Here is a 25245-nt window from a genome sequence, read left to right on the forward strand (position 1 = left end):
AGTCATCTCAGGATTGGAAGTTTACCCCTGTGCGCAGACCCCTCGGGCAGGCCCGCCGCTGACAACTGCAGCGCTCGTCTGTAACAAAAGCGCAGCGCTGGACGGTGTTTCGGAAAGATTATTCAGCGCGCAACAAAGAAACCCGGCGCATGGCCGGGTTTCTTTGAAGGGAAAAGCTCAGATGCAATCCGGAGCCGTGAAATCCTGTGGCCTTGACCGCCTCAATGAAGCCGAAGATGGGTCAGGGCCGGGATTTGCCGGAATCAGGCGCCACGGGCCTTCTTGACTGCAACAGCGCCATTTTTCATTGCCGATTCCAGGGCATTTTCCACTTTGGAAGCAGCGTCCTTGAAGCCTTTTGCCACACTGGCAAAAGCTTCTGGTGCAGGGCTCGACTTTTGCATCGTGTCAATGCTCGACTGGAACTGTGCAACGCCCAGAGCGGTGACATCTTTCAGATTTTGCGATGCAATGGCGATGCTGCTTTCAGCCGATGCCTTCAGGGCTTCAAAAGCGGCTTTCGGCTCCTTGATGTTCTTGAAGGATTCGACGGTTTCGGCCATGGCAGCTTGCGCGGCTTGCGCTTGCTTTTGGGTCAGGTCGCCCCAGGCCTTGAGCTGGTCCATCACCGGCTTGAACGCTTCCTGCGAAGCCGCAGGGCTGAATTTTTCCGCATTTTCCTTCATGGTTTTGGCGATGGATTCAAAAGAAGTAATGGTGAACATGGGAAGCCTTTATAAAAAATGTTGCAGTGCAGCAATTATTAACCATAAACATCTTCCTGTGTGGGTTTGAATTGAAATTCAGGCGTTTTTAGGGTCAAGGGAACAAAAGTGGGACTACGCCAATGAAGCTGCCGCGCAAGACATTGGACGGAGCGCGCTCCTTGGCGGTAATGCGGACGAACAGGCTGAAGCTTTTGGAGTTCGCGGACCTATTCAAGCGATTGATTCCAACGCTTTGAATTGAAAACGGCGCCCGCAGGCGCCGTTTTCTTTTTTTACAAGCCAAAAAGGCCTCCAGCGCATTCTGGACAGCCTCAAGCAGCTATTTAATTAATAGCAACCCGCGCCACCAGACTCAAGCCGTTCCGGCCTTCACTTTCAAGCGCCACGCATGCAGCAGCGGCTCGGTGTAGCCGCTGGGCTGCTCCAGCCCCTTGAACACCAGGTCGCACGCCGCCTTGTAGGCTGCCGACGTGTCGAAGTGCCCGGCCATCGGCTGGTACAGCGCGTCACCCGCGTTCTGGCCATCGACCACGGCGGCCATGCGCTCGAAGGTTTCGGTGACTTGCGCTTTGGTCACGACGCCGTGCAGCAGCCAGTTGGCCATGTGCTGGCTGGAAATGCGCAGCGTGGCGCGGTCTTCCATCAACGCGACGTTGTGGATGTCGGGCACCTTGGAGCAGCCCACGCCCTGGTCGATCCAGCGCACCACGTAGCCCAGAATGCCCTGCGCGTTGTTGTCGAGTTCCTGCTGCTTGTCGGCATCCGACCAGTTCGGCGTGGCGGTGACCGGAATCGTCAGCAAGCCGTTGAGCAGGGTGTCGCGCTCGGCGTTGGCGTCGATCTTTTCCAGTTCCTTTTGCACGTCACTGACCAGCACCTGGTGGTAATGCAGCGCGTGCAGCGTGGCGGCGGTCGGGCTGGGCACCCAGGCGGTGTTGGCGCCGGCTTTCGGGTGGCCGATTTTCTGCTCCAGCATGGCGGCCATCAGGTCGGGCATGGCCCACATGCCCTTGCCGATCTGCGCCTTGCCGCGCAGGCCGCAGGCCAGGCCGGTCAACACGTTGTTCTTTTCGTAAGCCTGAATCCAGGCGGTGGTTTTCATGTCGCCCTTGCGGATCATCGGGCCGGCCTGCATGGCGCTGTGCATCTCGTCGCCGGTGCGGTCGAGGAAACCAGTGTTGATGAAGGCGACGCGCGCTTCGGCTTCGGCAATGCAGGCTTTCAGGTTGACGCTGGTGCGGCGCTCCTCGTCCATGATGCCGAGCTTGACGGTGTTGGCCGGCAAGCCGAGCAGGCTTTCGACGCGGCCGAACAATTCACTGGCAAAGGCGACTTCTTTCGGGCCGTGCATCTTGGGCTTGACGATGTAGACGCTGCCGGTGCGCGAGTTCTTGATGCCGCTCTGGCCCTGGCGCTTCAGGTCATGCAGGGCGATGGTCGTGGTCACGACGGCGTCCAGGATGCCTTCGGGAATCTCTTTTCCGCCTGCGTACAGGATGGCCGGGTTGGTCATCAAATGGCCGACATTGCGCAGGAACATCAGCGAGCGGCCGTGCAGGCGCACTTCGCCATTGCCGTTGGCGGCGGTGTATTCGCGGTCGGGGTTCAGGCCTCGCGTGAAGGTTTTTTCGCCCTTGCTGACTTCCTCGGTCAGCGTGCCCTGCAAGATGCCGAGCCAGTTGCCGTAGGCCAGCACCTTGTCTTCGGCATCCACCACGGTGACCGAGTCTTCCAGGTCAAGGATGGTCGACAGCGCGGACTCGATCACCAGGTCGCTGATGCCGGCGGCGTCCGTCTTGCCGATGGTGGTGGTGCGGTTGATGATGATGTCGAGGTGCAGGCCGTTGTGCACCAGCAGCACCGACGTGGGGGCGGCAGTGCCGCCCTGGTAGCCGACGAACTGGGCCGGGTCCTGCAGCGGGGTGCTGCCGTTTTCCATGGCAATGACCAGTTGGCCATCTTCAACGCTGTAGCCGGTCGCATCCTTGTGCGAACCGCTGGCCAGCGGGACCGCCTGGTCGAGCAAATTGCGGGCGAAGCCAATCACCTTTGCGCCGCGCACCGGGTTGTAGCCCTGGCCTTTTTCAGCGCCGTCGGTCTCGGCAATCGCGTCGGTGCCGTAGAGCGCGTCATACAGCGAGCCCCAGCGCGAATTCGCAGCGTTCAAGGCGTAACGGGCATTCAAGATCGGCACGACCAGCTGCGGGCCGGCTTGCACGGCGAGTTCGGCATCGACGTTGGCGGTGGTGATGGCAACCGTGGCGGGCTGGGGCACGAGGTAGCCGATGCCTTCCAGAAAAGCGCGGTAGGCCGGCATGTCGGCGATGGGGCCGGGATGGGCCTGGTGCCAGGTGTCCAGTTCGGTCTGCAGGCGGTCGCGTTCGGCCAGCAGGGCGATGTTCTTCGGCGCCAGGTCGGACACGATGGCGTCAAAGCCGGTCCAGAACGTGTCGCTTTCCACGCCCGTGCCGGGCAGCACCTTGTCGTTGATGAAGTTGAAGAGCGAAGTCGCAACCTGCAGGCCGTGGCGGCTGGTGCGTTCGGTGTTGGTGGTCATGGAAGATTCCTTTTAAAAAAATAAAAAATAAAAATGCGTTGTGCTGAAAGCCGGGGATGGGTCATTGACGACCGGCGGCCGGTCACCGGCTCAGCCCAGCGTCTTGTAAAAATAATAAACCGTCAGCGCGCTGCCGACCGCAATCACCATGCGGCGCAGCCACGGCCCCTGGATTTTGCGCGCCATGCGGGCGCCCCAGTAGCCGCCCAGGGTGGCCGTCAGCACCATCACCAGCGTGTGCGGCCAGCTGACGGCGCCGGCAATGATGAAGGTCATCACCGTGACGCTGTAGATCACCGCCGACAGAATGTTTTTCAGCGCGTTGATGTGCTGCACGTCTTCATGGCCGCCAATCGCCAGGCTGGCCATCATCAAAATGCCCATGCCGGCGCCGAAGAAGCCGCCGTAGATCGACACCAGCAACTGCACGAACCAGCCTACCGGCGAGCCGGCGCCATGCGCGGTGCCGGTTTTTTCAGCCGGTGCCGGGCGTATTTTTTTCAAGGCCTTTGACAGCTGCGGGCTGAAGGCAAACAGCAGCGTGGCAAAGGCCAGCAGCCAGGGAATCAGCGCCGCAAAGCGCGCGTCACCGGCCGACAGCAGCAGCAGACCGCCCGCCGTGCCGCCCAGGAACGAGGCAATGCCCATGGGCAGCAGGTAGCGCTTGTAGCGCGCCAGCTCTTGCCGGTAAGCCCAGGCACCGCTCAGGCTGCCGGGCCACAGGGCGACCGAGTTGCTGGCGTTGGCGACCACCGGCGGAAGGCCCACGGCCAGCATCGCCGGGAACGAGAAAAACGTTCCGCCGCCCGCGATGGCGTTGACCGCGCCGGCAGCAAATCCGCCTGTGCCGATCAACACGATGTCCAGCGGCGTCATGCCAATTGGTCGCCCAGGGGCAGCGCCAGCACATCGCGCAGGCTGGCGCCGGTGTACACCGGCTGGGTGCCGAGTTCTTCAAACGGCAGCTGGTAGCGGTTGATCCACAGCGTCTGGTAGCCATACCAGGTGGCGGCCAGCGCGTCCCAGCTGTTGCAGCTGACAAAGGCAGTTTGCTGCACCGGCACGCCGGTCGCCTGCGGACCCAGCGCATAGGCGTCGGGATGGGTCTTGTATTTGCGGATGCTGTCGGTGCTGATCACGTGGTCAAGCACGTCGTCCAGCCCGGCGGACTTGACCGCCACGGCGAGCATGGCCGGGTCGCCATTGGACAGGATGCCGGTGACAATGCCGCGGCTTTTCAGCGCCTGCAGCACTTCGCGGTTTTCAGGAAAGGCGGTCAGGCAGCGGTACTGGTTCATCAGCTGCTCTTCGTGCGCGCTGCGCAGGTCCAGGACCAGCCGCTTGCAGGCATAGCGCAGCGCGGCGCGGGTCACGTCCCAGAAAGGCTGGTAGTGCGCGCCGTGGTTGCTGGTGCTGACCAGGTTGGTGTATTCAATCTGCTTGTCGCGCCACATGACGCCCAAGGCCTGGCCGCGACCGGGGAACAGTTGCTCGGCCAGCAGCCCGACGCTGTACACGTCAAACAGCGTGCCGTAGGCATCGAACAGAACGGCGCGCAGGGGCTGGCGGCTGGGATTGCGTGTTTTTTCCATGTCGCTACTTTATTTGATCCTCGCGTAAAGATTAATAACCTTAAATGCGAGTTGTCTGTGACTTTAATTGGTGCAATCTGAATTGCGGCGAACTGTCCCCACTTTCGAGCCCCCTGTTTTAAATGGCGTCACCCCTCTGAAACACGTTCTGGCGGCGCAGCGTCCTGATGACCTGATGCCTGCCATCACGGACAATGAATGCTGGGCAGGCCGCTGGCACCAAGGCGGCGCGTTCGGCCGCCAGCCCATGAATTGCGGCGTTTTTCGTTGTCTGCATTTGCCCCGTCATCCTCAATGTCACCAGGAAATTTGATGAAAATCCTCATGCTGCACGGCATCAACCTCAACCTGTTCGGCAAGCGCGACCCGAAACAGTACGGCACCATCACGCTGGACGAGATCAATGCCAGCGTCAGCGCACTTGGCCAGGAGCTTGGTGCGCAGGTCGAAGCTTTCCAGACCAACCATGAAGGGGCGATGTGCGAGCGCATTCACCAGGCGTATGCCGACGGCGTGGACGCGGTGCTGATCAACGCCGGCGCCTGGACGCATTACAGCTACGGCATCCGCGATGCACTGGCAATTTTGACCTGCCCCATCGTTGAGCTGCACATGTCCAACATCCATGCCCGCGAGACTTTTCGCCATGTGTCGGTGTTCGCCGACATCGTGCGTGGCCAGATCTGCGGCTTTGGCGTGGACAGCTATTTGCTGGCATTGCGCGCAGCGGTTTCGGCCGGCCATGCGGCCCGGAAATAAAACCGGCCGGCCCGCGCGATGAAGCAGCTGATTTTGTGCGCGGATGACTTTGCAGCAAATGCGTCTGCTTCACAGGGCATTGCCGCGCTGGCCGGCGCCGGCCGCATCAGCGCCACCAGCGTCATGGTGCTGTCGCCGCGCTGGGCCGGCGATGCCGCGCTGCTGCAGGCCATGCGCGGACAGATCGACGTCGGCCTGCACCTGGACTGGACCAGCGCGTTTGCGCGCACGGCAGGGCATGGTGTGTCCCTGGCAGGGGCGATGCGCCAGGCGGTGCTGGGCGGCTTTGACCGGGTGGCTGCGCGCGCCGTGATCGAGCGCCAGCTTGACGCGTTTGAAGCGGTCTGGAAAAGCCCGCCCGACCATATTGACGGGCACCAGCATGTGCAGCAGTTTGCCGGTATCCGCGAAGCGCTGGTGGCCGCCGTCCAGCAGCGCTTCGCTACAAAAAACGCAGCGTACTTTCGCCTTTCGACGGGCGCAAAGGCCGACAAAAGCCTCAAGACCCGAATCATTTCCGGCATGGGTGCACCGGCACTGGCGCGGCTGGCCAAGGCGGCAGGCATGGCTTGCGCGCCGGCCTTGTCGGGCATTTACGACTTCACCGGCGGCGCGCCGCGCTATGCGCACCTGATGGCGCAATGGCTGCAAAGCGCACCCGAGGGCAGCATCGTCATGTGCCACCCGGCAACCAACGCCGAAGCAGGCGACGACATTGGCGCGGCCCGTGCCTGGGAATATGCCTATCTGGCGAGCGACGCTTTTCCCCAGGCCCTCAAACTGGCGGGCGTCACGCTCTGCAGGGGGGCGAAGTTACACTTTGCCGCGTGACTGAACAACGCAAATCCTGGCTGACGCTGGCGGCACTTTTTGCCCTGCTGCTGGTGCTGGCTGCCCTGCGCCCCCTGGCCGTGCCCGACGAGGGACGCTACGGCGAAATCGGCCGCTGGATGCTGCAAAGTGGCGACTGGCTCATCCCGCGCCTGAACGGCATTCCGTTTTTTCACAAGCCGCCCCTGCTCTATTGGCTGGAGGCAATGGCCATGGCGGCTTTTGGCGTGCATGTCTGGGCTGTACGTCTGGTGCCTGCACTGCATGCGGGGCTGATGCTGCTGGCGCTCTACCTGAGCGTTCGCCAATTTTCGACCGAAGTCATTGCGCGCCGCGCGGTCTGGATGCTGGGCACCAGCCTGTCGTTTCTGCTGGCCGGGCAGTATGTGAACCACGACATGCTGGTAGGCGCCTGGATCGGCGTGGCCATCTGGTGTTTTGCGCTGGCCTTCATGCACGGCAACAAGCCCCATGCCGGTCTGGCCCGCTGGGGCTTTGTGGCCTGCGCGCTCGGTGTGTTGTCCAAAGGAATGATCGGTTTGGCACTGCCGGGGCTGGTGTTGCTGGTCTGGCTGGTCTGGACACGGCAGCTCAAAAAATTGCTTTATCTGCCGTGGGTTTCGGGGGTGGCCTTGTTCGGAGCGATTGCCGTGCCGTGGTTCTGGCTGGTGGAGCGGCAGCACCCCGGCATGCTGGACTACCTGTTTGGCACGCAGCAAATCAGCCGCTTCAGTTCGACCACCTTCAACAACGGGCAGCCCTGGTGGTTTTACGCTCTGTGCCTGTTTGTGCTGCTGTTTCCATGGGCATTTTTTGCATTGAATCAGGCCATAGCGCAATATAGGCGGTCGCAAGTAGCTATAAATTCAATAGCATCTCCCTGGCTGGCCCTGTGCTGGATCTGGCTGCTGGCCATCATCGGCTTTTTTTCCATTCCCAGCTCCAAGATCATTGGTTATGCCTTGCCGGTCATGCCGCCGCTGGCTCTGCTGGCGGCGCTGGGCTGGGATGCCGCCGTGGCCAGGATCAAGCTCGGCTCGCAGGCCCAGGGGCGGTGGTTTGCCGCGCTGTGCGCCCTCGGCATCGGCATTGCCATGGCGGCCAACTTTGCGGCGGCCACATACACCCGCAAATATGGCGCGCAGGATGTGGCACAGGCGCTGCGGGCGGCCGGGGCCCAACCGTCAGACACGGTTTACCTGCTGGGCGACTATGCCTATGACCTGCCGTTTTACCGCCAGGCCAGCCGACCCATGGTGGTGATTCAAGACTGGCCTGAAAAGCGCCTGTCCCACGGCGACGACTGGCAGCACGAGTTGCTGGATGGCGAAAAATTCGATCCGCAGGCCGCGCGCGTGCTGCAAACCTCCGAAGTGCTGGCGCAGGCTGCCCTGCAGGCGCGGGTGTGGGTGGTCGCCCGCCAGGAAGCGCCGATGGGCGGTTTTACCCAGGTGTTCAAGGGCCGCGCCTGGGTGGTGTACCAGCCAGGCGTTCAAGCCGCACCGGGTGACCTCGCGGCACCGGGATCAGCGCCTGAAAGCCCAAAACCGGCTGAGTAGAAAAGTTTGTCCCGCAGCGGCGACCAGCGCGACCAGCAAGGCCGCCAGCGCGGGCCAGCCAGCCCCCCGCAGCAGCAGCACAAACACCCCTTCATTGGTGGCAAAACCGGCCAGCGCCGTGAGCACGAATCGCATGAAGCTTTGCGCCGTCGTGGTGTTGGCATCGCGAAAACTGAGCAGCCGATGGCCGTAAAAGCTGACAAAAAATGCCACCCCAAAGCCGCTCGCATTGGCCAGCTCGGGCCAGATGCGGTGCGCCAGCAATGTGAACACCGCCAGATGGGTCAGCGCGGCCGTGCTGCCAACGGCCAAAAACCAGAAGCCGTTCTTGACCTCGCTGTTCATGCAGCGCGACCCCCCGGCTTGCCTTCATCACGCCCATCGGGCAGCCCCTGGCCGCAGCGTTGCGACACGATGTAGTTGGGCCGGCGCTTCACTTCGTCGTAAATCCGCCCCACGTATTCGGCAATGATGCCCAGCCCCAGCAGCTGGATGCCATTCAAAAACATCATGCTGACCACCAGCGTGGCGTAGCCGGGCACCGAAATACCCCAGATGAAGTACTGCAGCACCTCCCATGCGCCATAAGCGATGGACGAAACCGCCAGCAGCAGCCCCAGCCAGGCCAGCAGCCGAAGCGGCGCCGTGGAAAACGCCACCATGCCCGTGAGCGCCAGCGAAAACGAGCCGCCCATGCCGAACTTGGTCAACCCGTCGGTGCGTGGCAAGGGTTCGTAGTCAATCGCCGTGCTGCTAAAGCCGACCCAGGCGTACATGCCCTTCATGAAACGGTTGCGCTCGGGCATGGCCTTGAGGGCGTCCACCACCTGGCGGTCCATCAGCCTGAAGTCACCTGCGTTGGCCGGAATATCAATGCGGCTGCCCCAGTTGATCAGTTTGTAAAACAAACCGATCAAGCCCGCCTGCAATGGCGACTGGTCATCCCGCGCCTTGCGCAGGGCATACACCACATCGGCACCCTGCTGCCATTTCAAGAGCATCTCGGGCAGCAGGGCCGTGGGGTGCTGGCCGTCGGCATCCATCTGCATAAAGATCTCGCCGCGCCCGGTATCAAGCCCGGCGGTCAACGCGGATTCCTTGCCAAAATTGCGCGACAGCTTGAGGTAGCGCACCTGGGCATGCGCGGCGCACAGCTGATGCATCACGCTGGCGGTGTCGTCCTGGCTGCCATCGTCCACCACAATCAGCTCGACCCGGGACGACAGCTGCCTGAGTGCGGCCAGCGTTTGCGGCACGACAACGACCAGGCTTGCGCCTTCGTTGAAGGACGGCATGACGCATGAGATCGAAGGAGGTGTGAGGCAACGTGAAGTCATGCCTGGATCATGCCAAACAAATGCCAGTGATACGGGGCGGCCTTCGTGCGGATAATCACAGTCCATGGCCAAACTCAAGCAGCTCGAATCCTTTGTTTCCGTCGTCGCGCGCGGCAGCCTGACCGCAGCGGCGCTGGCCGAGGGCGTGGCGCCGGCCATCATGGGCCGGCGGCTCGATGCACTGGAAGAGCGGCTGGGCGTCAAGCTGCTGGTGCGCACCACCCGGCGCATCAGCCTGACGCACGAGGGCAGCGCTTTTCTGGAAGACTGCCAGCGCCTGCTGGCCGACCTGGCCAATGCCGAGGCCAGCGTGTCGGCCGGTGGCGTGAAGGCCAGCGGCCACCTGCGCATCACCGCGCCGGCGGGTTTTGGCCGGCGCCACGTGGCACCGCTGGTGGCCCGGTTCCGCGAGCAGCATGGCGACGTGACCATCACGCTGAACCTGAGCGACCGCGTGGTGGACGTGGCTGGCGAGGGCTTTGACTGCGCGGTGCGCGTCGGCGACATGCCCGACTCGTCGCTGGTCAGTGTGCGCCTGGCCGACAACCGGCGGCTGTGCGTGGCCACGCCGCACTACCTGAGCCGGCACGGCACGCCGCAGCATCCCGGCGATCTGGCGCGATTTGACTGCCTGAGCCTGTCAAGCGACGCCTCGCAAACGCGCGGCTGGGCGTTTCGCGTGCCGCGCGGTACTCAGCGAGGCCAAGGCGAAGGCGCTACGCCGGGCACGCAGCCTGCAGGCGACTTTGAAATCATCCACCTCAAGCCCGGCGGCCCGCTCGACTGCTCGGACGGCCAGGTGCTGCACGACTGGTGCCTGGCCGGTTACGGCATTGCCTGGCGCAGCACCTGGGAGGTCGAGTCTGAAATTTCTGCTGGCCGGCTGGTGGCAGTGCTGGAAGACTTTGCCGCGCCGCCGAACGGCATTTACGCCGTGTTTCCGCAGCGCAAGCACCTGCCGCTGCGGGTGCGGCTGTGGATCGACTTTTTGAAGCACCATTACAGCCAGCCGGAATTCTGGCGATAGCAAAGCATCTGGCGGCGCGGAAATCTAAAATTTGTATCAAATAATGCTTTGCGCATAGCTGTATTCGCTAGGCAGCTATTCTATTGATAGCTGTTTTCAGATAAATCTATACCAGCCCGGCCAGCAGCCACAGCGCCGTGCCCCACATCATCAGCGCCACCAGACCGTCCAGTGCGCGCCAGATCCACGGCGCCTTCAGCCGGCTGCCCAGGCTCCACATCGCCACGCCCAGGGCCACGAACCAGAGCACTGACCCTGCTGCGGCGCCCAGGCCAAACACGGCGTTGTCAGGCTGGGCATAGGCCAGCGACGCAGTGCCCATCAGCACGGCGGTATCTAACCAGGCATGCGGATTGAGCCAGGACATGGCCAGCGCCAGCCAGACCGCCCGGCGGCGCGACATGGCGGTTTCGGGCTCGCTGGCAATGCTTGAGCCGGCCGGTGCGGCAGGCCGCACAAAGCGCTGCATGGCCTGCGCGCCGTACAGGAACAGCAGCACCGCACCGGCACCTGTCAACGCGCCCAGCCATTTGGCAGACAGTCCGCCGAGTTGCGCCAGTCCGCCGACGCCCACGGCAATCAGCGTCACGTCGGTGACGACGCAAATCGCCACGGTCAGCCACAAATGCTCGCGCCGCAGGCCCATGCGCATGACATGCGCGTTTTGCGGGCCGATGGCCATGATGAGCGACAGGCTCAAAGCCAGGCCTGCGAAGAAAGCCGGCGTTGTGAAAAGGTTCATAAGGGACACGCGTCAGGGTGAATGGTCAAAAGCTCAAGGCGCCTGAGTTCCTGCAGACGCCTTGTGAGTGTCGCAATATTGGCCAATCGATTAAATGGAATTAACTAAAATTAGCTTTACTCAATAAAAACTAAAGTAAACCCCATGCTTGATCCCAGGCAACTCGAAGCCCTCGCCGCGGTGATTGAAAGCGGCAGTTTTGGCGCGGCCGCCAAGTCGCTGAGCGTCACGCTGGCGGCGGTGTCCTTGCGCATCAAGTCGCTCGAAGCTGCTCTGGGCCAGCGGCTGCTGGTGCGCGGCAAGCAGGTTCGTGCCACGCCGGCCGGCCAGGCCCTGCTGGGGCACGTCAAGCAGTTGCGCCTGATGGAAGCCGACCTGATGGCCGGCCTGCCGGGGGCGGGCGCCGACAGTGCCCGCTTGCAGACATTGAGCGTGGCGGTGAATGCCGACTCGCTGGCCAGCTGGTTCTTGCCGGGCGTGGCACCGGCGCTGCAGCAGCACCGGCTGCTGCTCGACGTGGTGGTCGATGACCAGGACCACACGCATGACGCGCTGAAAAGCGGCGACGTGACCGGCTGCGTCACCACGCTGGCGCAGCCCATGCGCGGCTGCGTGGCCGAGCCGCTGGGCATCATGCGCTACCGCTGCGTGGCCGCGCCGGCGCTGGTGGCCGAATGGGGCAGCGCGCTGCCGCACCGCATGCTGCGCAGCCCGGCGGTGATCTTCAACCGCAAGGATGCGTTGCAGGACGCCTGGCTGGCGCAGCATTTCAATTTGCAGGGCGCGCTGTACCCACGCCATTTCGTGCCGGCGGTCGATGCCTTCGAGCTGGCACTGGAACTTGGCCTGGGCTGGGGCATGGTGCCCGACCTGCTGCTGAAGGCACGCAAAGGGCGGGCACCGCTGCAGGAAGTGGTGCCCGGACAGCCCGTCGATGTGGTGCTGTACTGGCAACACTGGGCACGCGAACCGCTGGCCGCCGAGCGCCTGACGCAGGCTATCAAACGGGCCGCACAGGCGCATTTACTGCAGAGTTGATGACCAACTCCCGAGGCGTAATGGATACCCGCTCAGGGCTGTTTTGACAAGAACGGGTAAAATACATGTCTTGTTGTAAGACATTCCAAGCCTTTTGAATGCTGGCAACCCTCTTTTTTTAGCCTGAAAGCTCCCCTCAAACGATGACAAATCCGCTCAAAACGCCTCTTGCAAAAACAGACCCAGGAACCGGCATACCGGTTGGCTGAGGGTGTTGGCAACAGGTGCATAAGGCGGATTTTCACACCAGCCATCACGGCGCAGGTTTGCGCACAGAGCGTCATTGCCAGGCACGCATAATTTCCTTTTCAGGAGGTCATGCGTTCCCCACACGCCGCACCGGCACTTTTCCATTTTTTACCCATCCGGAAGGCTCAGGCACAGCCTTCCTTCTTCGTGCGCAGAGTTGGCTGTCAACAGCCCGCTGCGCGCTTTGCCTGTCAGGCGCACGCCGGCTGCCCGCCCGCTGGTTCCTGACGCTTGCGCACCGGCTGGTTGAACCGGCGCGCTTTATCTATTTTCCGGCAACGGAAAAAAGGAGTTGAAATGCAAAAAACCATCCTTGCCACCGATCTGGACGGCACTTTTCTGGGCGGTTCCCCGGCGCAGCGCACGGCGCTGTATGACTGGATCCAGGCTCGCCGCGATGAAATCGTGCTGATCTACACCAGTGGCCGCAGCCTGACCGCCATGCAGGACGTGCTCGACGATCTGCCGCTACAGCCAGACCACATCATTGCCGACGTGGGCACCAGTGTTTACACCGGCCCGCAGTTCCTGCCGTTGACGGCGGTGGAAGCCTGGCTTGATGCCGCGTGGGGCACGGATGCACGGGAGCGGATCCAGGTCGTCCTGCAGGACCATCCGCACCTGAAGCCACAGACGGTGATTGAAGGCCGCAGGGTTTCCTGCTTTTACACCGATGAGGCGCTGGCGCACACCGCGCGGGACCTGCTCATGCCGATGGGCTTTGACGTGCTGCTGTCAGCCGAGAAGTATTTCGATGTGCTGCCGCGCGGCGTGCAAAAAGGCCCGACCCTGCTCAAGACCCTTGAAGCGCTGGGCCTGGCGCCCGAGCGCACGCTGGTGGCGGGCGACACGCTGAACGACCTGTCGCTGTTCCAGACCGGACTGGCCGGTGTGGCCGTGGCCAATAGCGAGCCCTTGCTGAAGCAGGCCCTGGCGGGCATGGCCAACGTGCACCACAGCGAGTGGGAAGGCGCCGGCGGCGTGCTGCAAGCCCTGCAGCGTTTTCACGGACTCACCCAAGGAGAAAAAAAATGAATACCGAACTCGTCATTGTTTATCACCGCCAGCCCTATGAAGAAGTCATGGAGAACGGCAAGCTCGTGCTGCGCGAGCCGCGCAGCCCCAACGGCATCCTGCCCACCATCAAGCGCTTTTTCAGCCATGTCGACAAGGCGGTCTGGGTCGCCTGGAAAAAATCGCCCGCCGGAAAAACGCCGAATTTCGAGCGCCGCATCACGCTCAGCGACAGCTTTGGCGCGTACGACGTGGTGCGCCTGCCGCTGGATGCGGGGCAGATCAACCAGTTTTACCATGTGACATCCAAAGAAGCGCTTTGGCCGGTGCTGAACTCTTTTCCATGGCTTTATTCCACCGAAAACACCCATTGGGCCACGTTCCGCGAAGTCAACCGGCTGTTTGCCGAGGCGGCCTGCGAGCATGCTGCACCGGGCGCCGTGGTGTGGATTCATGACTACAACCTGTGGCTGGTGCCCAAGTTCGTGCGCCAGCTGCGGCCGGACCTGAAGATTGCCTTCTTGCATCACACGCCGTTTCCCGCCGCCGATGTCTTCAACATCATGCCGTGGCGCGACGAGATTCTGGACAGCCTGCTGGCTTGCGACATGGTGGGCTTTCACATACCCCGCTACAGCCAGAATTTCTGTGCATTGGCCGAAGGCCTGCGTGCGGGCATTGTCCGGCACGAGGCGCCCGTGCCCGAGCCGATCCATACCACCGGCATGGCCATGTCGGAGACGGTGGTCACCACGCACCTGGACTATCAGGGGCGTCGCATCCTGATCGACACCTGGCCGATCGGCACCTCACCCGACCTGATTGCCGAGACCGTCGATTCCGAGGATGGCCGGGCCCGCACGGCCAACATCCGGCGCGACATGAACGCCGAAATCCTGATCGTTTCCGTCAGCCGGGTGGACTATGCCAAAGGCACACGGCAGCAGCTCGAAGCCTTCGAGCGGATGCTGCTGCGCCGGCCCGAGCTGGCTGGACGGGTCAAGCTGCTGCTGGTGACGGTTTCGGCGGCCGATGGCATGGCGGTCTACAAGGCCGAACAGACCAAGATCGAGCAACTGGTGGGGCGCATCAATGGCCACTTCGGCACCATGAGCTGGCTGCCCATCATGCTGTCCACCACGCCCATGCCTTTCGAGGAAGTGGTATGCGCCTACCGTGCCGCCGACATTGCCTGGATCACCCCTTTGCGGGACGGCCTGAATCTGGTCTGCAAGGAGTTTGTCGCAGCCAAAAATGGCGAGTCCGGCGTGCTGGTGCTGTCAGAGTTTGCCGGCTCGGCCATGGAACTCAGCGATGCGGTGCTCGTCAACCCGTTCAGCCGAAATTCGATGGACGAAGGGCTGGACCAGGCGCTGGACATGCCGCTGCAAGAGCGCAGCGAGCGCATGCAGCGGCTGTTGGCGCATGTCAGGAAATACGACCTGGCCTACTGGACAAAGCATGTGATGAGCCAGTTCGCCAAGCTGACGGCTGACGAAAAGCCGGCGCCCTGAAAACGGGGCGCATCACCGGCGGCGTCATGCGCTTCGGGTGATGCAGCAACCGATTGTTGCGCTGATGCCTGCCGGGCAATAGCGGCGCTTATTTGCTCAGGCACTCTTTCATGAAGGCCTTGCGCTCGTCGCCCTTTTTGCCGGTGGCGTCGGCATTGCAGGTTTTCATCTTGCTTTGCTGGGCAGGTGCGGCTGCGGTCACTTCTTTTTTGGCGCTCAGGCATTCCTTCATGAAGGCTTTTCGCTCATCGCCCTTTTTGCCGGCAGCGTCCTTGTTGCAGGTCGCCATCTTGCTTTGCTGGGCGGTCTTGGCCGGCGGTGCCACGGCCGGGGAAGCAGGCGACACCACCGGCGCCGGGGCCATCTTGGCCGGCGCGGGTGCTGGTGATGCGGCTGGCGCGCTCTGGGCACGGGCTCCGGCAGACAGGCCCATCGTCAGGGCAAAGGCAACGGCGATCAAAGACAACGGTTTGTTCATGGTGATTCCAGTAAATGGGAACAGAGGTGATTTCCGACCGGAAATCTTGTCCATAACGCGGCTCCGAGCGGATTCGATGACCGGGTTTGCGCCGGACCGCGTGCCAAATCGGTCCGGATTGGCTTCCCCGTAAAATCCAGTGATGCTTTCGATTAAAAAAGACCTGCTCTCTGACCTTGCCCACGCACTGCAAACCCTGTCTCCGGGCGCTGGCGACAAAGCCGCCTTCGAGTCCCCCAAGGTCGCCACGCATGGCGATTTCGCCTGCACGGCGGCCATGCAGCTGGCCAAACCGCTGAAACAGAACCCGCGCCAAACGGCCGAGGCCCTGCGCGCCCTGCTCTTGCCGATGCCGGCGTTTGACCGCTGGGTCGAGGCGATTGAAATTGCCGGCCCTGGCTTCATCAACATTCGCCTCAAGCCCGCTGCCAAGCAGGAAACCGTTCGCGAGGTTCTGGCCGCCGGCAGCGGTTACGGCACCCGGCCGCTGGCGCACGACCGCAAAATGATCGTCGAGTTTGTCTCGGCCAACCCGACCGGCCCGCTGCATGTCGGCCATGGCCGCCAGGCGGCGCTGGGCGATGCCATTTGCAACCTTTATGCCACGCAGGGCGCCGATGTCTGGCGCGAGTTTTATTACAACGACGCCGGTGTGCAGATCCAGACCCTGGCCAACAGCACGCAGGCGCGCGCCAGGGGCATCCAGCCGGGCGATGCGCTGTGGCCCGAATCGGCTTACAACGGCGACTACATCGACGACATCGCGCAAGATTTCATGGCTGGCAAGACTGTCAGCGCCGACGATCGCGAATTCACTGCCTCGGGCGACGTCGACGACATCGACGCGATTCGCCAGTTCGCCGTGGCTTATTTGCGCCATGAGCAAGACCTGGACCTGAAGGCTTTTTCGGTCAGGTTCAACAACTATTACCTCGAATCGAGCCTTTACACCGAAGGGCGCGTCGAGTCCACCGTGGCACGCCTGAAGGACGCCGGCAAGACCTACGAGCAAGATGGCGCGCTCTGGCTCAAGTCCACCGACTACGGCGACGACAAGGACCGGGTCATGAAAAAGACCGACGGCACGTTCACCTACTTCGTGCCCGACGTGGCCTACCACCTGGCCAAATGGGAGCGCGGCTACAGCAAAGCAGTCAACATCCAGGGCATGGACCACCACGGCACCATCGCCCGGGTGCGTGCCGGCCTGCAGGCGGCCAACGCCGGCATTCCGCAGGGCTACCCCGACTACGTGCTGCACACCATGGTGCGCGTCGTGCGCAACGGCGAAGAGGTCAAGATCTCCAAGCGCGCCGGCAGCTACGTCACATTGCGCGACCTGATCGAGTGGACCAGTGCCGACGCGGTGCGCTTCTTTTTGCTCAGCCGCAAGCCTGACACCGAATACATCTTCGACATCGACCTGGCCCTGGCCAAGAACAACGAAAACCCGGTGTACTACGTGCAGTACGCGCATGCGCGCATCTGCTCGGTGCTGACCGCCTGGGGCGGCGACGAGGCCAGCCTGGCACAGGTCGATTTGTCGCCCCTGACCAGCCCGCAGGCCCAGGCGCTGATGCTGCTGCTGGCCAAATACCCCGACATGCTCAGCCATGCCGCCGACGGCTTTGCGCCGCACGACGTGGCGTTCTATCTGCGCGAACTGGCCGCCTGCTACCACAGCTACTACGACGCCGAACGGATTCTGGTCGACGACGAAGCCGTCAGGCTGGCACGCTTGGCACTGGTAGCGGCCACCGCGCAGGTGTTGCACAATGGCCTCGCAGTGCTGGGCGTCAGTGCCCCGCGCAAGATGTAATCGACTTGAAAACTTCACTCTTTAAAAGGCATCCAGCTCATATGCAAGTTACGGTCAAGTCGCGGGAATACGGTATGAAAAAGCAACGTGGTGGAACCCTGCTGGGTCTGGTGATCGGCGCGTTGGTCGGCCTGGGCATCGCGCTCACAGTGGCGGTGTACGTCACCAAGGTGCCGGTGCCCTTCCTGAACAAGAGCCCGATGTACACGCCGGACAGCGACGCCGCGGAAGCCCGCAAGAACAAGGACTGGAACCCCAACGCGCCACTGGCCGGGAAGAATCCGGCGCCGTCGGCCTCGGGCGAATTAAGCCCGCCAGCCGAACCCTCCACCGCCGGCAACTTGCCGGCCCCAGTGCTGACACCGGAAGACCCCAAAAAACCCGACCGCAGCGCGAAACCGCCGAGAACCGCGACGGCACCCACGACAGCGGCGTCTGCCCCGACAGCGGTTGCCAAACCATCCCGACCCGCGTCCGCCGACCCGCTGGGTGATCTGGCAAAGTCGCGTTCCGACGCCCCGGCCTTCAGTTCGGCGACTTCCGATCCTTTCAACTATTTCATTCAGGCTGGCGCCTACCGCACCCCGGAAGACGCCGAACAGCAGCGCGCCCGGCTGCTGCTGCTCGGCATGCAGGCAAAAGTCACCGAGCGCGAACAGGCCGGTCGCACCGTGTACCGGGTGCGTGTCGGACCGTTCGACAAAAAAGACGATGCCGACCGCGTCAAGGACCGGCTGGACAACAGTTCGATCGAAACGGCACTGGTCCGGGTACAGCGTTAAGTCCTAAATCCGGCAGCGGCTGAACTTTTCGGCCGTGCTGCATCCAACACTTGTCGATATTGACATCAGGAGAAAAAATCAATGCAACGTCGCGCGTTTTCAATTTCAGCTGTCTCGCTGGCTGCGGCTACCGGTATTTCCGCCCTGCCCTCGCTGGCACAAGCCCAGGCCAAGGCCTTTCAAAGCGGTTCTGACTACCTCACACTGGACAAGCCGGCCCCTACGGAAGCGCCCGCCGGAAAAGTCGAGGTGGTCGAATTCTTCTGGTACAACTGTCCGCATTGCAACGGCTTCGAGCCGATGTTCGACGCCTGGAGCAAAAAACAGGCCAAGGATGTGGCGGTGCGCCGCGTGCCCATCGCCTTCCGGCCTGATTTCGAGCCACAGCAACGCCTGTACTACGTGCTGGAAAGTCTGGGCAAGGTCGATGAGCTGCATAAAAAGGTGTTTATGGCGATCCACGTCGACAGGCAGCCGCTCAACACGGCCGACCAGATCAGCGCCTGGGTGGACAAGCAGGGCATTCCCAAGGCGAAGTTCATGGAGCTGTACAACTCGTTCTCCGTCACCACCAAGGCACGCAAAGCCACCCAGCTGCAGGACGCCTATGCGCTGGACGGCGTTCCCGCCCTGGGCATCAATGGCCGTTATTTCACCTCTGGCACGCAGGCCAAGACGCTGGAGCGCTCGCTGCAGGTTGCCGACGCCCTGATCGCCCAGTCGCGCCAGGCACCAGCTGCCGCCGCCAAGCCCTGAAGCACCGCGCCGCCGGGCCTTTTGGGGCTTCGCACACGGCCAGGGGCAACGGCTCCAGCCGTTTTCTTGCGCCTTGCTGCGCTCCAGTAGGCGCTGCAAGGTTTTGCCAGCCCTTGCATGGCTACAATGGCAAAACCCGCAGCTGCAAGATTCGTGCCTTATGAAACGCTCCTTTTTTTCTTTCCTCCTGATGGCTTTTCTTGCCACAGGCGTGGCGCTGCCTGTTGCAGCCGAAAAGGCCGACCGCGACAAACCGATGAATGCCGAGGCCGATGCCCTGCGCTATGACGACCTCAAGCAGACCAGCGTCTTCACCGGCAATGTCATCATCACCAAGGGAACGACCATCATCCGGGGCGCACAGGTCGATGTCAGCCAGGATCCGGAAGGCTACCAGCTGGCTGTGGCCACGGCAGCGCCGGGCAAGCTGGCGTATTACCGCAAGAAGCGCGACGGCGTCGATGAATACATCGAAGGCGAAGGCGAGCGCATCGAATACGACAGCCGTGCCGATCTGGTCAAGTTCATCGGGCGCGCCGTGGTCCGCCGCTTCAAGGGGGCAACGCTGAGCGACGAAACTTCCGGTGCGCTGATCGTGTACGACAACAACACCGACGTATTCACTGTCGATGCCGGTGCGAAAAACGCCAGCGCTGCCAATCCCGGTGGACGCGTCCGCGCCATGCTGTCGCCGCGCGGCACAGTGCCTGCCACCACCGCCCCGCCGCCCAGCGGACCAGCGCCCGTTTTACGCCCCAGCACCAGGCTGGGCACCATCAAAGCCCCGAAAGCGCCCTGAACCCATGAGTGCAACGATACAAACGGCGCCTGCGCGAGACGGCGCCGTGCGCCTTGACACGCCCAGCAGCCTGGTGGCGCAGGGACTGCGAAAATCCTACGGCAGCCGGCTGGTGGTGCAGGACGTGTCGCTGTCGGTGAAAAAAGGCGAGGTTGTCGGCCTGCTGGGCCCGAATGGCGCAGGCAAGACCACGTCGTTTTACATGATCGTCGGCTTGGTGCGCGCCGACGCCGGCCAGATTTCCATCGACGGCCAGCCGGTCGAGCACATGCCGATCCACCTGCGTGCGCGCCTGGGCCTGAGCTATCTGCCGCAGGAAGCGTCGATTTTCCGCAAGCTCAGCGTGCAGGAAAATGTGCGCGCCGTTCTGGAGCTGCAGCGCGATGCCGCTGGCAAGCCGCTGAGCCGCACCGAGCTCGAGTCGCGGCTCGATGCGCTGCTCAAGGACCTGCGCGTGAGCCATCTGCGCGACTCGCCGGCCTTGTCGCTGTCCGGCGGCGAGCGACGCCGCGTCGAGATTGCCCGCGCCTTGGCCACCCAGCCGCGCTTCATCCTGCTGGACGAGCCGTTTGCCGGCATCGACCCGATTGCCGTGATCGAGATCCAGCGCATCATCGGTTTTCTCAAGTCGCGCGGCATCGGCGTGCTGATCACCGACCACAACGTGCGCGAGACACTGGGCATTTGCGACCATGCCTACATCATCAGCGACGGCCATGTGCTGGCCAACGGCACGCCGGCCGAGATCGTGAGCAACACCGAAGTGCGCAGGGTCTACCTCGGCGAACACTTCAAAATGTGAGTATGGCCCCCACGCTTGTCACTTCGTGTACTGCGCTGCCCCCCCGGGGGGCCGCCCCGCCTGCAGTCCGGAAAAGCCGGTCCTGCGGCCGGTACTGGCACGGGCGGGAAGGCCATGCCGAAGCCATGCCAGCCCCCTCAGGGGGCAGCGAACCACGCGAAGCGGGGAGCGTGGGGGCTTTATGAAACAAGGGCTGTCCCTTCGCGTTTCACAACATCTGGCGCTCACGCCGCAACTGCAACAGTCCATCAGGCTGTTGCAACTCTCGACGCTGGAGCTGAGCCAGGAAGTCGAGCAGATGCTCGATGAAAATCCTTTTCTCGAACTGGCGGACGACAGTGCGCCGCGCGAGGAATTTGGCTTGGAGCACATCGACACCCCGGTCAGCCAGGACAGCCGTGAATTTGAGTCCGCTACGGATTCAATAGCTATCAACACAGACACAGCAAGCGCCAGCACCTCAAAAGAGTCTGAAACCACGGCAGAGGCCGGCACCGAGGCGGCGCTGGAGGAAAGCTGGGACGGCGATGGCTCGGTTGAGTCCTCGCCTGACGACAGCGAATGGGGCGGCGACGCGCCGGCGCGCAAGAACAACCTGGAGGACAGCGACGCCGAAGCGTCCGACCTGACCGGCGCGCACGAGTCGCTGCAAGACCATCTGCACCGGCAGGCGCTCGGCCTGCGCTTGTCCGAACTCGACCGCGCCGCCCTGCACTTCCTGATCGAGTCGCTCAATGACGATGGCTACCTGGAAGACAGTCTGGCGTCGCTGGCGGCCGGACTGGCCAGCGACCACCCGGAGCAGGCCGAAGAACTGGCGCAGCAGTTCGCCATCGCCCTGCAGCTGCTCCAGCACATGGAGCCCGCCGGCGTCGGCGCGCGCACCCTGGCCGAATGCCTGCGGCTGCAACTGCTCGAAAGCAAGAACAGCATCGAGTCGCGCGCCGCCCTGGCGATCTGCCAGCAGCCCATGGAACTGCTGGCCAAGCGCGATGTGAAACGCCTGTCGCTGCTGTGCAAGTGCCCGGAAGAGGTCATCAAGGGTGCGATTGGCCTGATCGCCCGGCTTGACCCCAAGCCGGGCCGGCGCTTTGCCAATGTCGAACGCAACCTGATCGTTCCCGACGTGCTGGTCGTCAAGGCCGGCCGGGGCTTCAAGGTCACGCTGAACAGCGACGTCATGCCCCGGCTTCGGGTCCATGACATCTACGCCAGTGCCTTGCGCCAGCATGGCGGCAAGGGCGGCGGCCCCGCGCTGCAGCAGCGGCTGCAGGAAGCGCGCTGGTTCATCAAGAACATCCAGCAGCGGTTCGACACCATCCTGCGCGTCAGCAACGCCATCGTCGAGCGGCAGAAAAACTTCTTCATCCACGGCGAACTCGCCATGCGGCCCTTGGTGCTGCGCGAAATCGCCGACGAGCTGGGCCTGCACGAATCGACCATTTCGCGCGTCACCACCGCCAAGTACATGGGCACGCCGTTTGGCACTTTCGAGCTGAAGTATTTCTTTGGCTCCGGGCTGGGCACCGAAAGCGGCGGCAATGCGTCCAGCACAGCGGTACGCGCGCTCATCAAGCAGTTCATAGCAATCGAAAGCCCGAAAAAGCCGCTCAGCGACAGCCAGATTTCAGAAATGCTCAAGGAACAAGGCATTGAATGCGCCCGCCGCACGGTGGCCAAGTACCGAGAAGCGCTGCGCATTGCGCCAACAAATTTGCGCAAAACCCTGTAGATGTCGCCCCCACGGTCGTTCGCTTCGCGTAACTCCCTGCCCCCCGAGGGGGCCGCTGCGCCTGCGGTCTGGCGAAGCCAGTCCCGCGGCCCCTGCTGGTGGGGGATGTGGCCCCCACGGTCGTTCGCTTCGCGTAACTCCCTGCCCCCCGAGGAAGCCGCTGCGCCTGCGGTCTGGCGAAGCCAGTTCCGCAGCCCCTGCTGGTGGGGGATGTGGCCCCCACGGTCGTTCGCTTCGCGTAACTCCCTGCCCCCCGAGGGGGCCGCTGCGCCTGCGGTCTGGCGAAGCCAGTCCCGCGGCCCCTGCTGGTGGGGGATGTGGCCCTCACGGTCGTTCGCTGCGCCTGCGGTCTGTTGAAGCCAGTTCCCGGACTCCCTGTTCAAATACTTTCTATCCGTTCGCCCTGATGTAGCCAGGGGCTCTCATCCAACCCCGCTGCGGCGCCGCACGTTGCGCCCGGCAAAGTGACCTAACTTATGAACCAACTCCAACTTTTCCTTCCCTGCGCCGCTGGTGTCGAGAACCTGCTGGCCGCCGAAGTCCAGCGCATCACCGGCATCGAAGGCAAGGCCTGGCGCGCCGGCGTGCAGCTTCAGGCTTCCTGGCGCGAAGCGCTGCAGCTCAACCTGCACAGCCGGCTGGCCCAGCGCGTGCTGATCGAGCTGCAGCATGGCCAGTACCGCAGCGAGCAGGACCTGTATAACGCTGCGGCCAGCGTCGCCTGGGAAGTCTGGTTCACGCCCGCGCAGACCTTCAAGGTCGAGATCACCGCCCAGCACAGCCCGCTGCAAAGCCTGAACTTTGCCGCGCTGAAGATCAAGGACGCGATTGCCGACCGCTTCCGGCACAAGTTCAATGACGTGCGCCCGAGCGTTGACACGCGCTGGCCCGACGTGCGCGTGTATGTCCACCTGACCACCGAAACAGTGACGATCTACATCGATACTTCGGGCGAGCCACTGTTCAAGCGCGGCTGGCGCGAGGACAAGGGCGATGCGCCGCTGAAGGAAACGCTGGCCGCCGCGATGATTGCCGCCAGCGGCTGGGACGCCCAGTGCAGGCAAGGCGTGCCGCTGTACGACCCGTGCTGCGGCTCGGGCACCATCGCCATCGAGGCAGCGCAAATCGCCTGCAACATCGCGCCGGGCATCAACCGCCGCTTTGCCTTCCAGAAATACCTGCCCTTTCAGGGCCACGTTTGGGAAGGCCTGCTCGACCAGGCCGAAGCGGCGATCACCGAACCCACCGCGCCGGTGTTCGGCAGCGACGTATCTTTCCGCATGGTTGACTTTGCCGAGCGCAATGCCGAGCGCGCCGGCGTGGCCAATGCGGTGCAGTTTCGCGGTGGCGACGCGCTGCAGCGCATGCCCCCCGCACCCAGCGGTGTGATGCTGGTGAACCCGCCGTATGGCGAGCGCATCGACGTGGCGGGTGTGGCCGGCACCAGCGGCGTGCAGCAGCGCGAGCAGCGGCGTTCGCAGTTCCAGGGCCAGAGCGTCGATGAATTCGGCCAGCCGCTGGTTCGCCCCGAGCGTGACATGCGTTCAGGCCGCGACGAGCGCAACGACCGCGACAGCCGCGAGGAAAGCGGCTTCGAGCCACCGCGCGACCGCTCGGCCAATCCCGGCCGCGAGCAGGCGCAAAACGCCTGGGGCGAGGAAGCCTCGGACTTCTTCCCGCAACTTGCCACGCACTGGAAGAAAAACTACGCCGGCTGGACCGCCCACCTGCTCACGCCCGACCTGAAGCTGCCGAACAAGATGCGCCTGAAGGAGTCGCGCCGCGTGCCGATGTGGAACGGCCCGATCGAATGCCGGCTGTTCCGCTTCGACATGGTCGCCGGCTCGGCGCGCGGCAAGCCAGCTGATGCGCCCAAAGCGTGATGCTGAAGGCGGATGCAGCGCAGGATGATGCAGGGGTCGCGCCATTGCCGGCCGATGCGCCCAGGCAGCCGGTCGTCATCGACACCAACATCATTCTGGACATCTTCGTTTTCGCCGATGCCGCCGCGAAACCGATCAAGAAAGCGCTGGAAACCGGCGAACTCGACTGGATTGCCACCCAGCCGATGCGCGACGAACTCGCCCGCGTGCTGGACTACCCGCAGATCGTGCCGCGCCTGGCGTTCTACCGGCTCAGCGCCGGCGACGTGCTGGCCGCGTTCGACCGCCACGCCCGCCTGCTCGACGTTGCCGTCAAGGCGCGCCTGAACTGCAGCGACCCGGACGACCAGAAGTTCATCGACCTGGCCGTGGCCGGCCAGACCCTGCTGCTGAGCAAGGACCGGCATGTGCTTTCGATGTCAAAAAGGCTGCTCGCGCATGGTGTTCGGGCGCAGATAGCTATTTAATTCATAGCAAACTGGAAAACTGCCGTGATCTGGTTCAAGGCCTTGTTTCGTGCCTCCAAGGGCAGGAGAAACCAGACCTGCAGCGCAGGATTATCGTGGATAGCCGGCTTTACAATGTGATTTATCGTATTATTTAGCGTACGATAAATCCATTTTCAGGAGTTCCTGCATGTCCCGCATCAGCGCCAACGACTTAAAAACCAAAGGCATTTCCGCCATTGAGCTGGCGCTCAGTTCGGCGCCCGAGGCCATGGTGTCGGTTCGCGGCAAGGACCGGTTTGTAGTGATGGATATCGCGCACTACCATTACCTGCGCGAATGCGAACTGGATGCGGCGCTGGCCCAGACCCGCGCCGACCTGGCCGCCGGGCGGGTGGTCCAGGAGTCGCCGGCCGCGCACCTGGCTCGCCTGGATTCACTGTGAATTTGCCAAGACAGCCCTTTTCCCTGGTTTTCACCGAGCACTACAACCGCCGCGCCGCTCGGTTTCTGAAGCAGCATCCCGATTTACGCCAGCATTACCTGAAGACCTTGCAGTTGCTGGAGGCCAATCCGTTTCACCCTTCGCTGCGCCTGCATGCCTTGCGCGGAAAGTTTGAAGGGCTGCATTCGGTGTCCATCAACCTGTCCTACCGCATCACGCTGGAACTGCTGATCCAGGACGGGCAAATCATTCCAGTGAACCTGGGTGACCATGACGCAGTTTACTGAGTCCGTCATGCCTCAGTTCCCCGGAGGCCAAGCCATGAAAGCTTTCAATTACTTGTCAAAAACGTCGTT

Annotated in this window: 25 protein-coding genes; 17 read left to right on the forward strand and 8 right to left on the reverse strand. The window is 62.9% G+C overall.

Translation table 11 applies throughout. The features are described from left to right. Nucleotides 1–263 precede the first annotated feature (263 nt). The 4 genes from IWX87_RS14640 to IWX87_RS14655 form a co-directional block, all read right to left on the reverse strand. Nucleotides 264–725 (reverse strand): hypothetical protein, encoded by a 462-nt coding sequence (locus IWX87_RS14640; RefSeq protein WP_196864269.1) that lies wholly within the window; start codon nucleotides 723–725, stop codon nucleotides 264–266. A gap of 355 nt (nucleotides 726–1080) precedes the next feature. After that, a complete protein-coding gene (locus tag IWX87_RS14645) occupies nucleotides 1081–3285 on the reverse strand; it encodes a malate synthase G (RefSeq protein ID WP_196864270.1) in 2205 nt (734 codons plus the stop codon). 90 nt (nucleotides 3286–3375) lie between these two features. Then, complete coding sequence (locus IWX87_RS14650) at nucleotides 3376–4161, reverse strand: sulfite exporter TauE/SafE family protein (RefSeq protein ID WP_196864271.1); 786 nt, start codon at nucleotides 4159–4161, stop codon at nucleotides 3376–3378. Further along, nucleotides 4158–4877 (reverse strand): haloacid dehalogenase type II, encoded by a 720-nt coding sequence (locus tag IWX87_RS14655; RefSeq protein ID WP_196864272.1) that lies wholly within the window; start codon nucleotides 4875–4877, stop codon nucleotides 4158–4160. Before IWX87_RS14655 ends, IWX87_RS14650 begins: the two co-directional genes overlap by 4 nt. Before the next feature lie 312 nt (nucleotides 4878–5189). On the opposite strand from IWX87_RS14655, the gene aroQ reads away from it, so the two are divergent. Genes aroQ through IWX87_RS14670 form a run of 3 tightly spaced genes read left to right on the forward strand, consistent with a single transcriptional unit; the run spans nucleotide 5190 to nucleotide 8026 of the window. Continuing rightward, nucleotides 5190–5636 carry a type II 3-dehydroquinate dehydratase gene (gene aroQ / locus IWX87_RS14660; RefSeq protein ID WP_196864273.1) on the forward strand — a complete coding sequence of 149 codons (447 nt, stop codon included), beginning with the start codon at nucleotides 5190–5192 and terminating at the stop codon, nucleotides 5634–5636. Nucleotides 5637–5654: 18 nt separating this feature from the next. After that, on the forward strand, nucleotides 5655–6467 hold the full coding sequence (locus IWX87_RS14665; protein WP_196864274.1) for a ChbG/HpnK family deacetylase: 813 nt from the start codon (nucleotides 5655–5657) through the stop codon (nucleotides 6465–6467). Then, a complete protein-coding gene (locus IWX87_RS14670) occupies nucleotides 6464–8026 on the forward strand; it encodes a glycosyltransferase family 39 protein (RefSeq protein ID WP_196864275.1) in 1563 nt (520 codons plus the stop codon). The genes IWX87_RS14665 and IWX87_RS14670 overlap by 4 nt, the downstream gene beginning before the upstream one ends. Here the strand turns inward: IWX87_RS14670 and IWX87_RS14675 are convergent. Together IWX87_RS14675 and IWX87_RS14680 are read right to left on the reverse strand one after the other, a co-directional pair. Further along, nucleotides 7994–8371 carry a GtrA family protein gene (locus tag IWX87_RS14675; protein WP_196864276.1) on the reverse strand — a complete coding sequence of 126 codons (378 nt, stop codon included), beginning with the start codon at nucleotides 8369–8371 and terminating at the stop codon, nucleotides 7994–7996. The genes IWX87_RS14670 and IWX87_RS14675 overlap by 33 nt on opposite strands. Further along, nucleotides 8368–9363 carry a glycosyltransferase family 2 protein gene (locus tag IWX87_RS14680; protein ID WP_196864277.1) on the reverse strand — a complete coding sequence of 332 codons (996 nt, stop codon included), beginning with the start codon at nucleotides 9361–9363 and terminating at the stop codon, nucleotides 8368–8370. The genes IWX87_RS14675 and IWX87_RS14680 overlap by 4 nt, the downstream gene beginning before the upstream one ends. A gap of 64 nt (nucleotides 9364–9427) precedes the next feature. On the opposite strand from IWX87_RS14680, the gene IWX87_RS14685 reads away from it, so the two are divergent. Continuing rightward, the gene (locus IWX87_RS14685) at nucleotides 9428–10390 is read left to right on the forward strand and encodes a LysR family transcriptional regulator (protein ID WP_196864278.1); all 963 of its coding nucleotides are present in this window, start codon (nucleotides 9428–9430) and stop codon (nucleotides 10388–10390) included. A gap of 106 nt (nucleotides 10391–10496) precedes the next feature. Here the strand turns inward: IWX87_RS14685 and IWX87_RS14690 are convergent, their stop codons facing one another. Then, nucleotides 10497–11132 carry a LysE/ArgO family amino acid transporter gene (locus IWX87_RS14690; protein WP_196864279.1) on the reverse strand — a complete coding sequence of 212 codons (636 nt, stop codon included), beginning with the start codon at nucleotides 11130–11132 and terminating at the stop codon, nucleotides 10497–10499. Between the two features lie 144 nt (nucleotides 11133–11276). On the opposite strand from IWX87_RS14690, the gene IWX87_RS14695 reads away from it, so the two are divergent. The 3 genes from IWX87_RS14695 (at nucleotide 11277) to ggpS (ending at nucleotide 14947) form a co-directional block, all read left to right on the forward strand. After that, nucleotides 11277–12170, forward strand: coding sequence for an HTH-type transcriptional regulator ArgP (locus tag IWX87_RS14695; protein WP_196864280.1), 894 nt, complete (start codon nucleotides 11277–11279; stop codon nucleotides 12168–12170). Between the two features lie 546 nt (nucleotides 12171–12716). Further along, on the forward strand, nucleotides 12717–13454 hold the full coding sequence (locus IWX87_RS14700) for an HAD-IIB family hydrolase (RefSeq protein WP_196864281.1): 738 nt from the start codon (nucleotides 12717–12719) through the stop codon (nucleotides 13452–13454). Then, entirely contained in the window at nucleotides 13451–14947 is a 1497-nt protein-coding gene (ggpS, locus tag IWX87_RS14705; RefSeq protein WP_196864282.1) for a glucosylglycerol-phosphate synthase, read from the forward strand. The genes IWX87_RS14700 and ggpS overlap by 4 nt, the downstream gene beginning before the upstream one ends. Nucleotides 14948–15035: 88 nt before the next feature. Here ggpS and IWX87_RS14710 read toward each other — a convergent pair whose 3' ends face one another. Then, on the reverse strand, nucleotides 15036–15425 hold the full coding sequence (locus IWX87_RS14710) for a PsiF family protein (RefSeq protein WP_196864283.1): 390 nt from the start codon (nucleotides 15423–15425) through the stop codon (nucleotides 15036–15038). Between the two features lie 142 nt (nucleotides 15426–15567). Here IWX87_RS14710 and argS point away from each other — a divergent pair, with 142 nt between their 5' ends. The 10 genes from argS (at nucleotide 15568) to IWX87_RS14760 (ending at nucleotide 25176) form a co-directional block, all read left to right on the forward strand. Then, a complete protein-coding gene (gene argS, locus IWX87_RS14715) occupies nucleotides 15568–17244 on the forward strand; it encodes an arginine--tRNA ligase (protein ID WP_196864284.1) in 1677 nt (558 codons plus the stop codon). 74 nt (nucleotides 17245–17318) lie between these two features. After that, complete coding sequence (locus IWX87_RS14720) at nucleotides 17319–18026, forward strand: SPOR domain-containing protein (RefSeq protein ID WP_196864285.1); 708 nt, start codon at nucleotides 17319–17321, stop codon at nucleotides 18024–18026. An 81-nt stretch (nucleotides 18027–18107) separates the two neighbouring features. Then, complete coding sequence (locus IWX87_RS14725) at nucleotides 18108–18782, forward strand: thiol:disulfide interchange protein DsbA/DsbL (RefSeq protein WP_196864286.1); 675 nt, start codon at nucleotides 18108–18110, stop codon at nucleotides 18780–18782. A gap of 160 nt (nucleotides 18783–18942) precedes the next feature. After that, entirely contained in the window at nucleotides 18943–19581 is a 639-nt protein-coding gene (gene lptA, locus IWX87_RS14730; RefSeq protein WP_196864287.1) for a lipopolysaccharide transport periplasmic protein LptA, read from the forward strand. Nucleotides 19582–19585: 4 nt separating this feature from the next. Continuing rightward, nucleotides 19586–20383 carry an LPS export ABC transporter ATP-binding protein gene (gene lptB / locus IWX87_RS14735; RefSeq protein ID WP_196864288.1) on the forward strand — a complete coding sequence of 266 codons (798 nt, stop codon included), beginning with the start codon at nucleotides 19586–19588 and terminating at the stop codon, nucleotides 20381–20383. A 181-nt stretch (nucleotides 20384–20564) separates the two neighbouring features. Next, nucleotides 20565–22115, forward strand: a complete 1551-nt coding sequence (locus IWX87_RS14740; protein WP_196864289.1) for an RNA polymerase factor sigma-54 — start codon at nucleotides 20565–20567, stop codon at nucleotides 22113–22115. Between the two features lie 476 nt (nucleotides 22116–22591). Next, on the forward strand, nucleotides 22592–23998 hold the full coding sequence (locus tag IWX87_RS14745; protein ID WP_196864290.1) for a class I SAM-dependent RNA methyltransferase: 1407 nt from the start codon (nucleotides 22592–22594) through the stop codon (nucleotides 23996–23998). Further along, complete coding sequence (locus IWX87_RS14750; protein WP_196864291.1) at nucleotides 23998–24465, forward strand: putative toxin-antitoxin system toxin component, PIN family; 468 nt, start codon at nucleotides 23998–24000, stop codon at nucleotides 24463–24465. Before IWX87_RS14745 ends, IWX87_RS14750 begins: the two co-directional genes overlap by 1 nt. A gap of 169 nt (nucleotides 24466–24634) precedes the next feature. Beyond that, nucleotides 24635–24889 (forward strand): hypothetical protein, encoded by a 255-nt coding sequence (locus IWX87_RS14755; protein ID WP_196864292.1) that lies wholly within the window; start codon nucleotides 24635–24637, stop codon nucleotides 24887–24889. Continuing rightward, nucleotides 24886–25176 carry a hypothetical protein gene (locus IWX87_RS14760; protein ID WP_196864293.1) on the forward strand — a complete coding sequence of 97 codons (291 nt, stop codon included), beginning with the start codon at nucleotides 24886–24888 and terminating at the stop codon, nucleotides 25174–25176. Before IWX87_RS14755 ends, IWX87_RS14760 begins: the two co-directional genes overlap by 4 nt. The last annotated feature ends 69 nt before the right edge of the window (nucleotides 25177–25245 follow it).

Origin of the sequence: Polaromonas sp. CG_9.7 (assembly GCF_015752205.1) — a bacterium.
Taxonomy (GTDB): Bacteria; Pseudomonadota; Gammaproteobacteria; order Burkholderiales; family Burkholderiaceae_C; genus Polaromonas.

Excerpts from the sequence above, each read along its gene's own strand:
- IWX87_RS14675 (WP_196864276.1), bottom strand. The coding sequence starts at position 8,371 with ATGAACAGCGAGGTCAAGAACGGCTTCTGGTTTTTGGCCGTTGGCAGC.
- IWX87_RS14685 (WP_196864278.1), top strand. The coding sequence starts at position 9,428 with ATGGCCAAACTCAAGCAGCTCGAATCCTTTGTTTCCGTCGTCGCGCGC.
- IWX87_RS14695 (WP_196864280.1), top strand. The coding sequence starts at position 11,277 with ATGCTTGATCCCAGGCAACTCGAAGCCCTCGCCGCGGTGATTGAAAGC.
- IWX87_RS14750 (WP_196864291.1), top strand. The coding sequence starts at position 23,998 with ATGCTGAAGGCGGATGCAGCGCAGGATGATGCAGGGGTCGCGCCATTG.
- IWX87_RS14740 (WP_196864289.1), top strand. The coding sequence starts at position 20,565 with ATGAAACAAGGGCTGTCCCTTCGCGTTTCACAACATCTGGCGCTCACG.
- IWX87_RS14655 (WP_196864272.1), bottom strand. The coding sequence starts at position 4,877 with ATGGAAAAAACACGCAATCCCAGCCGCCAGCCCCTGCGCGCCGTTCTG.
- IWX87_RS14640 (WP_196864269.1), bottom strand. The coding sequence starts at position 725 with ATGTTCACCATTACTTCTTTTGAATCCATCGCCAAAACCATGAAGGAA.
- lptA (WP_196864287.1), top strand. The coding sequence starts at position 18,943 with ATGAAACGCTCCTTTTTTTCTTTCCTCCTGATGGCTTTTCTTGCCACA.
- IWX87_RS14645 (WP_196864270.1), bottom strand. The coding sequence starts at position 3,285 with ATGACCACCAACACCGAACGCACCAGCCGCCACGGCCTGCAGGTTGCG.
- IWX87_RS14665 (WP_196864274.1), top strand. The coding sequence starts at position 5,655 with ATGAAGCAGCTGATTTTGTGCGCGGATGACTTTGCAGCAAATGCGTCT.
- IWX87_RS14690 (WP_196864279.1), bottom strand. The coding sequence starts at position 11,132 with ATGAACCTTTTCACAACGCCGGCTTTCTTCGCAGGCCTGGCTTTGAGC.
- aroQ (WP_196864273.1), top strand. The coding sequence starts at position 5,190 with ATGAAAATCCTCATGCTGCACGGCATCAACCTCAACCTGTTCGGCAAG.
- IWX87_RS14680 (WP_196864277.1), bottom strand. The coding sequence starts at position 9,363 with ATGACTTCACGTTGCCTCACACCTCCTTCGATCTCATGCGTCATGCCG.
- IWX87_RS14710 (WP_196864283.1), bottom strand. The coding sequence starts at position 15,425 with ATGAACAAACCGTTGTCTTTGATCGCCGTTGCCTTTGCCCTGACGATG.
- IWX87_RS14650 (WP_196864271.1), bottom strand. The coding sequence starts at position 4,161 with ATGACGCCGCTGGACATCGTGTTGATCGGCACAGGCGGATTTGCTGCC.
- IWX87_RS14755 (WP_196864292.1), top strand. The coding sequence starts at position 24,635 with ATGTCCCGCATCAGCGCCAACGACTTAAAAACCAAAGGCATTTCCGCC.
- IWX87_RS14700 (WP_196864281.1), top strand. The coding sequence starts at position 12,717 with ATGCAAAAAACCATCCTTGCCACCGATCTGGACGGCACTTTTCTGGGC.
- ggpS (WP_196864282.1), top strand. The coding sequence starts at position 13,451 with ATGAATACCGAACTCGTCATTGTTTATCACCGCCAGCCCTATGAAGAA.
- IWX87_RS14725 (WP_196864286.1), top strand. The coding sequence starts at position 18,108 with ATGCAACGTCGCGCGTTTTCAATTTCAGCTGTCTCGCTGGCTGCGGCT.
- argS (WP_196864284.1), top strand. The coding sequence starts at position 15,568 with ATGCTTTCGATTAAAAAAGACCTGCTCTCTGACCTTGCCCACGCACTG.
- lptB (WP_196864288.1), top strand. The coding sequence starts at position 19,586 with ATGAGTGCAACGATACAAACGGCGCCTGCGCGAGACGGCGCCGTGCGC.
- IWX87_RS14745 (WP_196864290.1), top strand. The coding sequence starts at position 22,592 with ATGAACCAACTCCAACTTTTCCTTCCCTGCGCCGCTGGTGTCGAGAAC.
- IWX87_RS14720 (WP_196864285.1), top strand. The coding sequence starts at position 17,319 with ATGAAAAAGCAACGTGGTGGAACCCTGCTGGGTCTGGTGATCGGCGCG.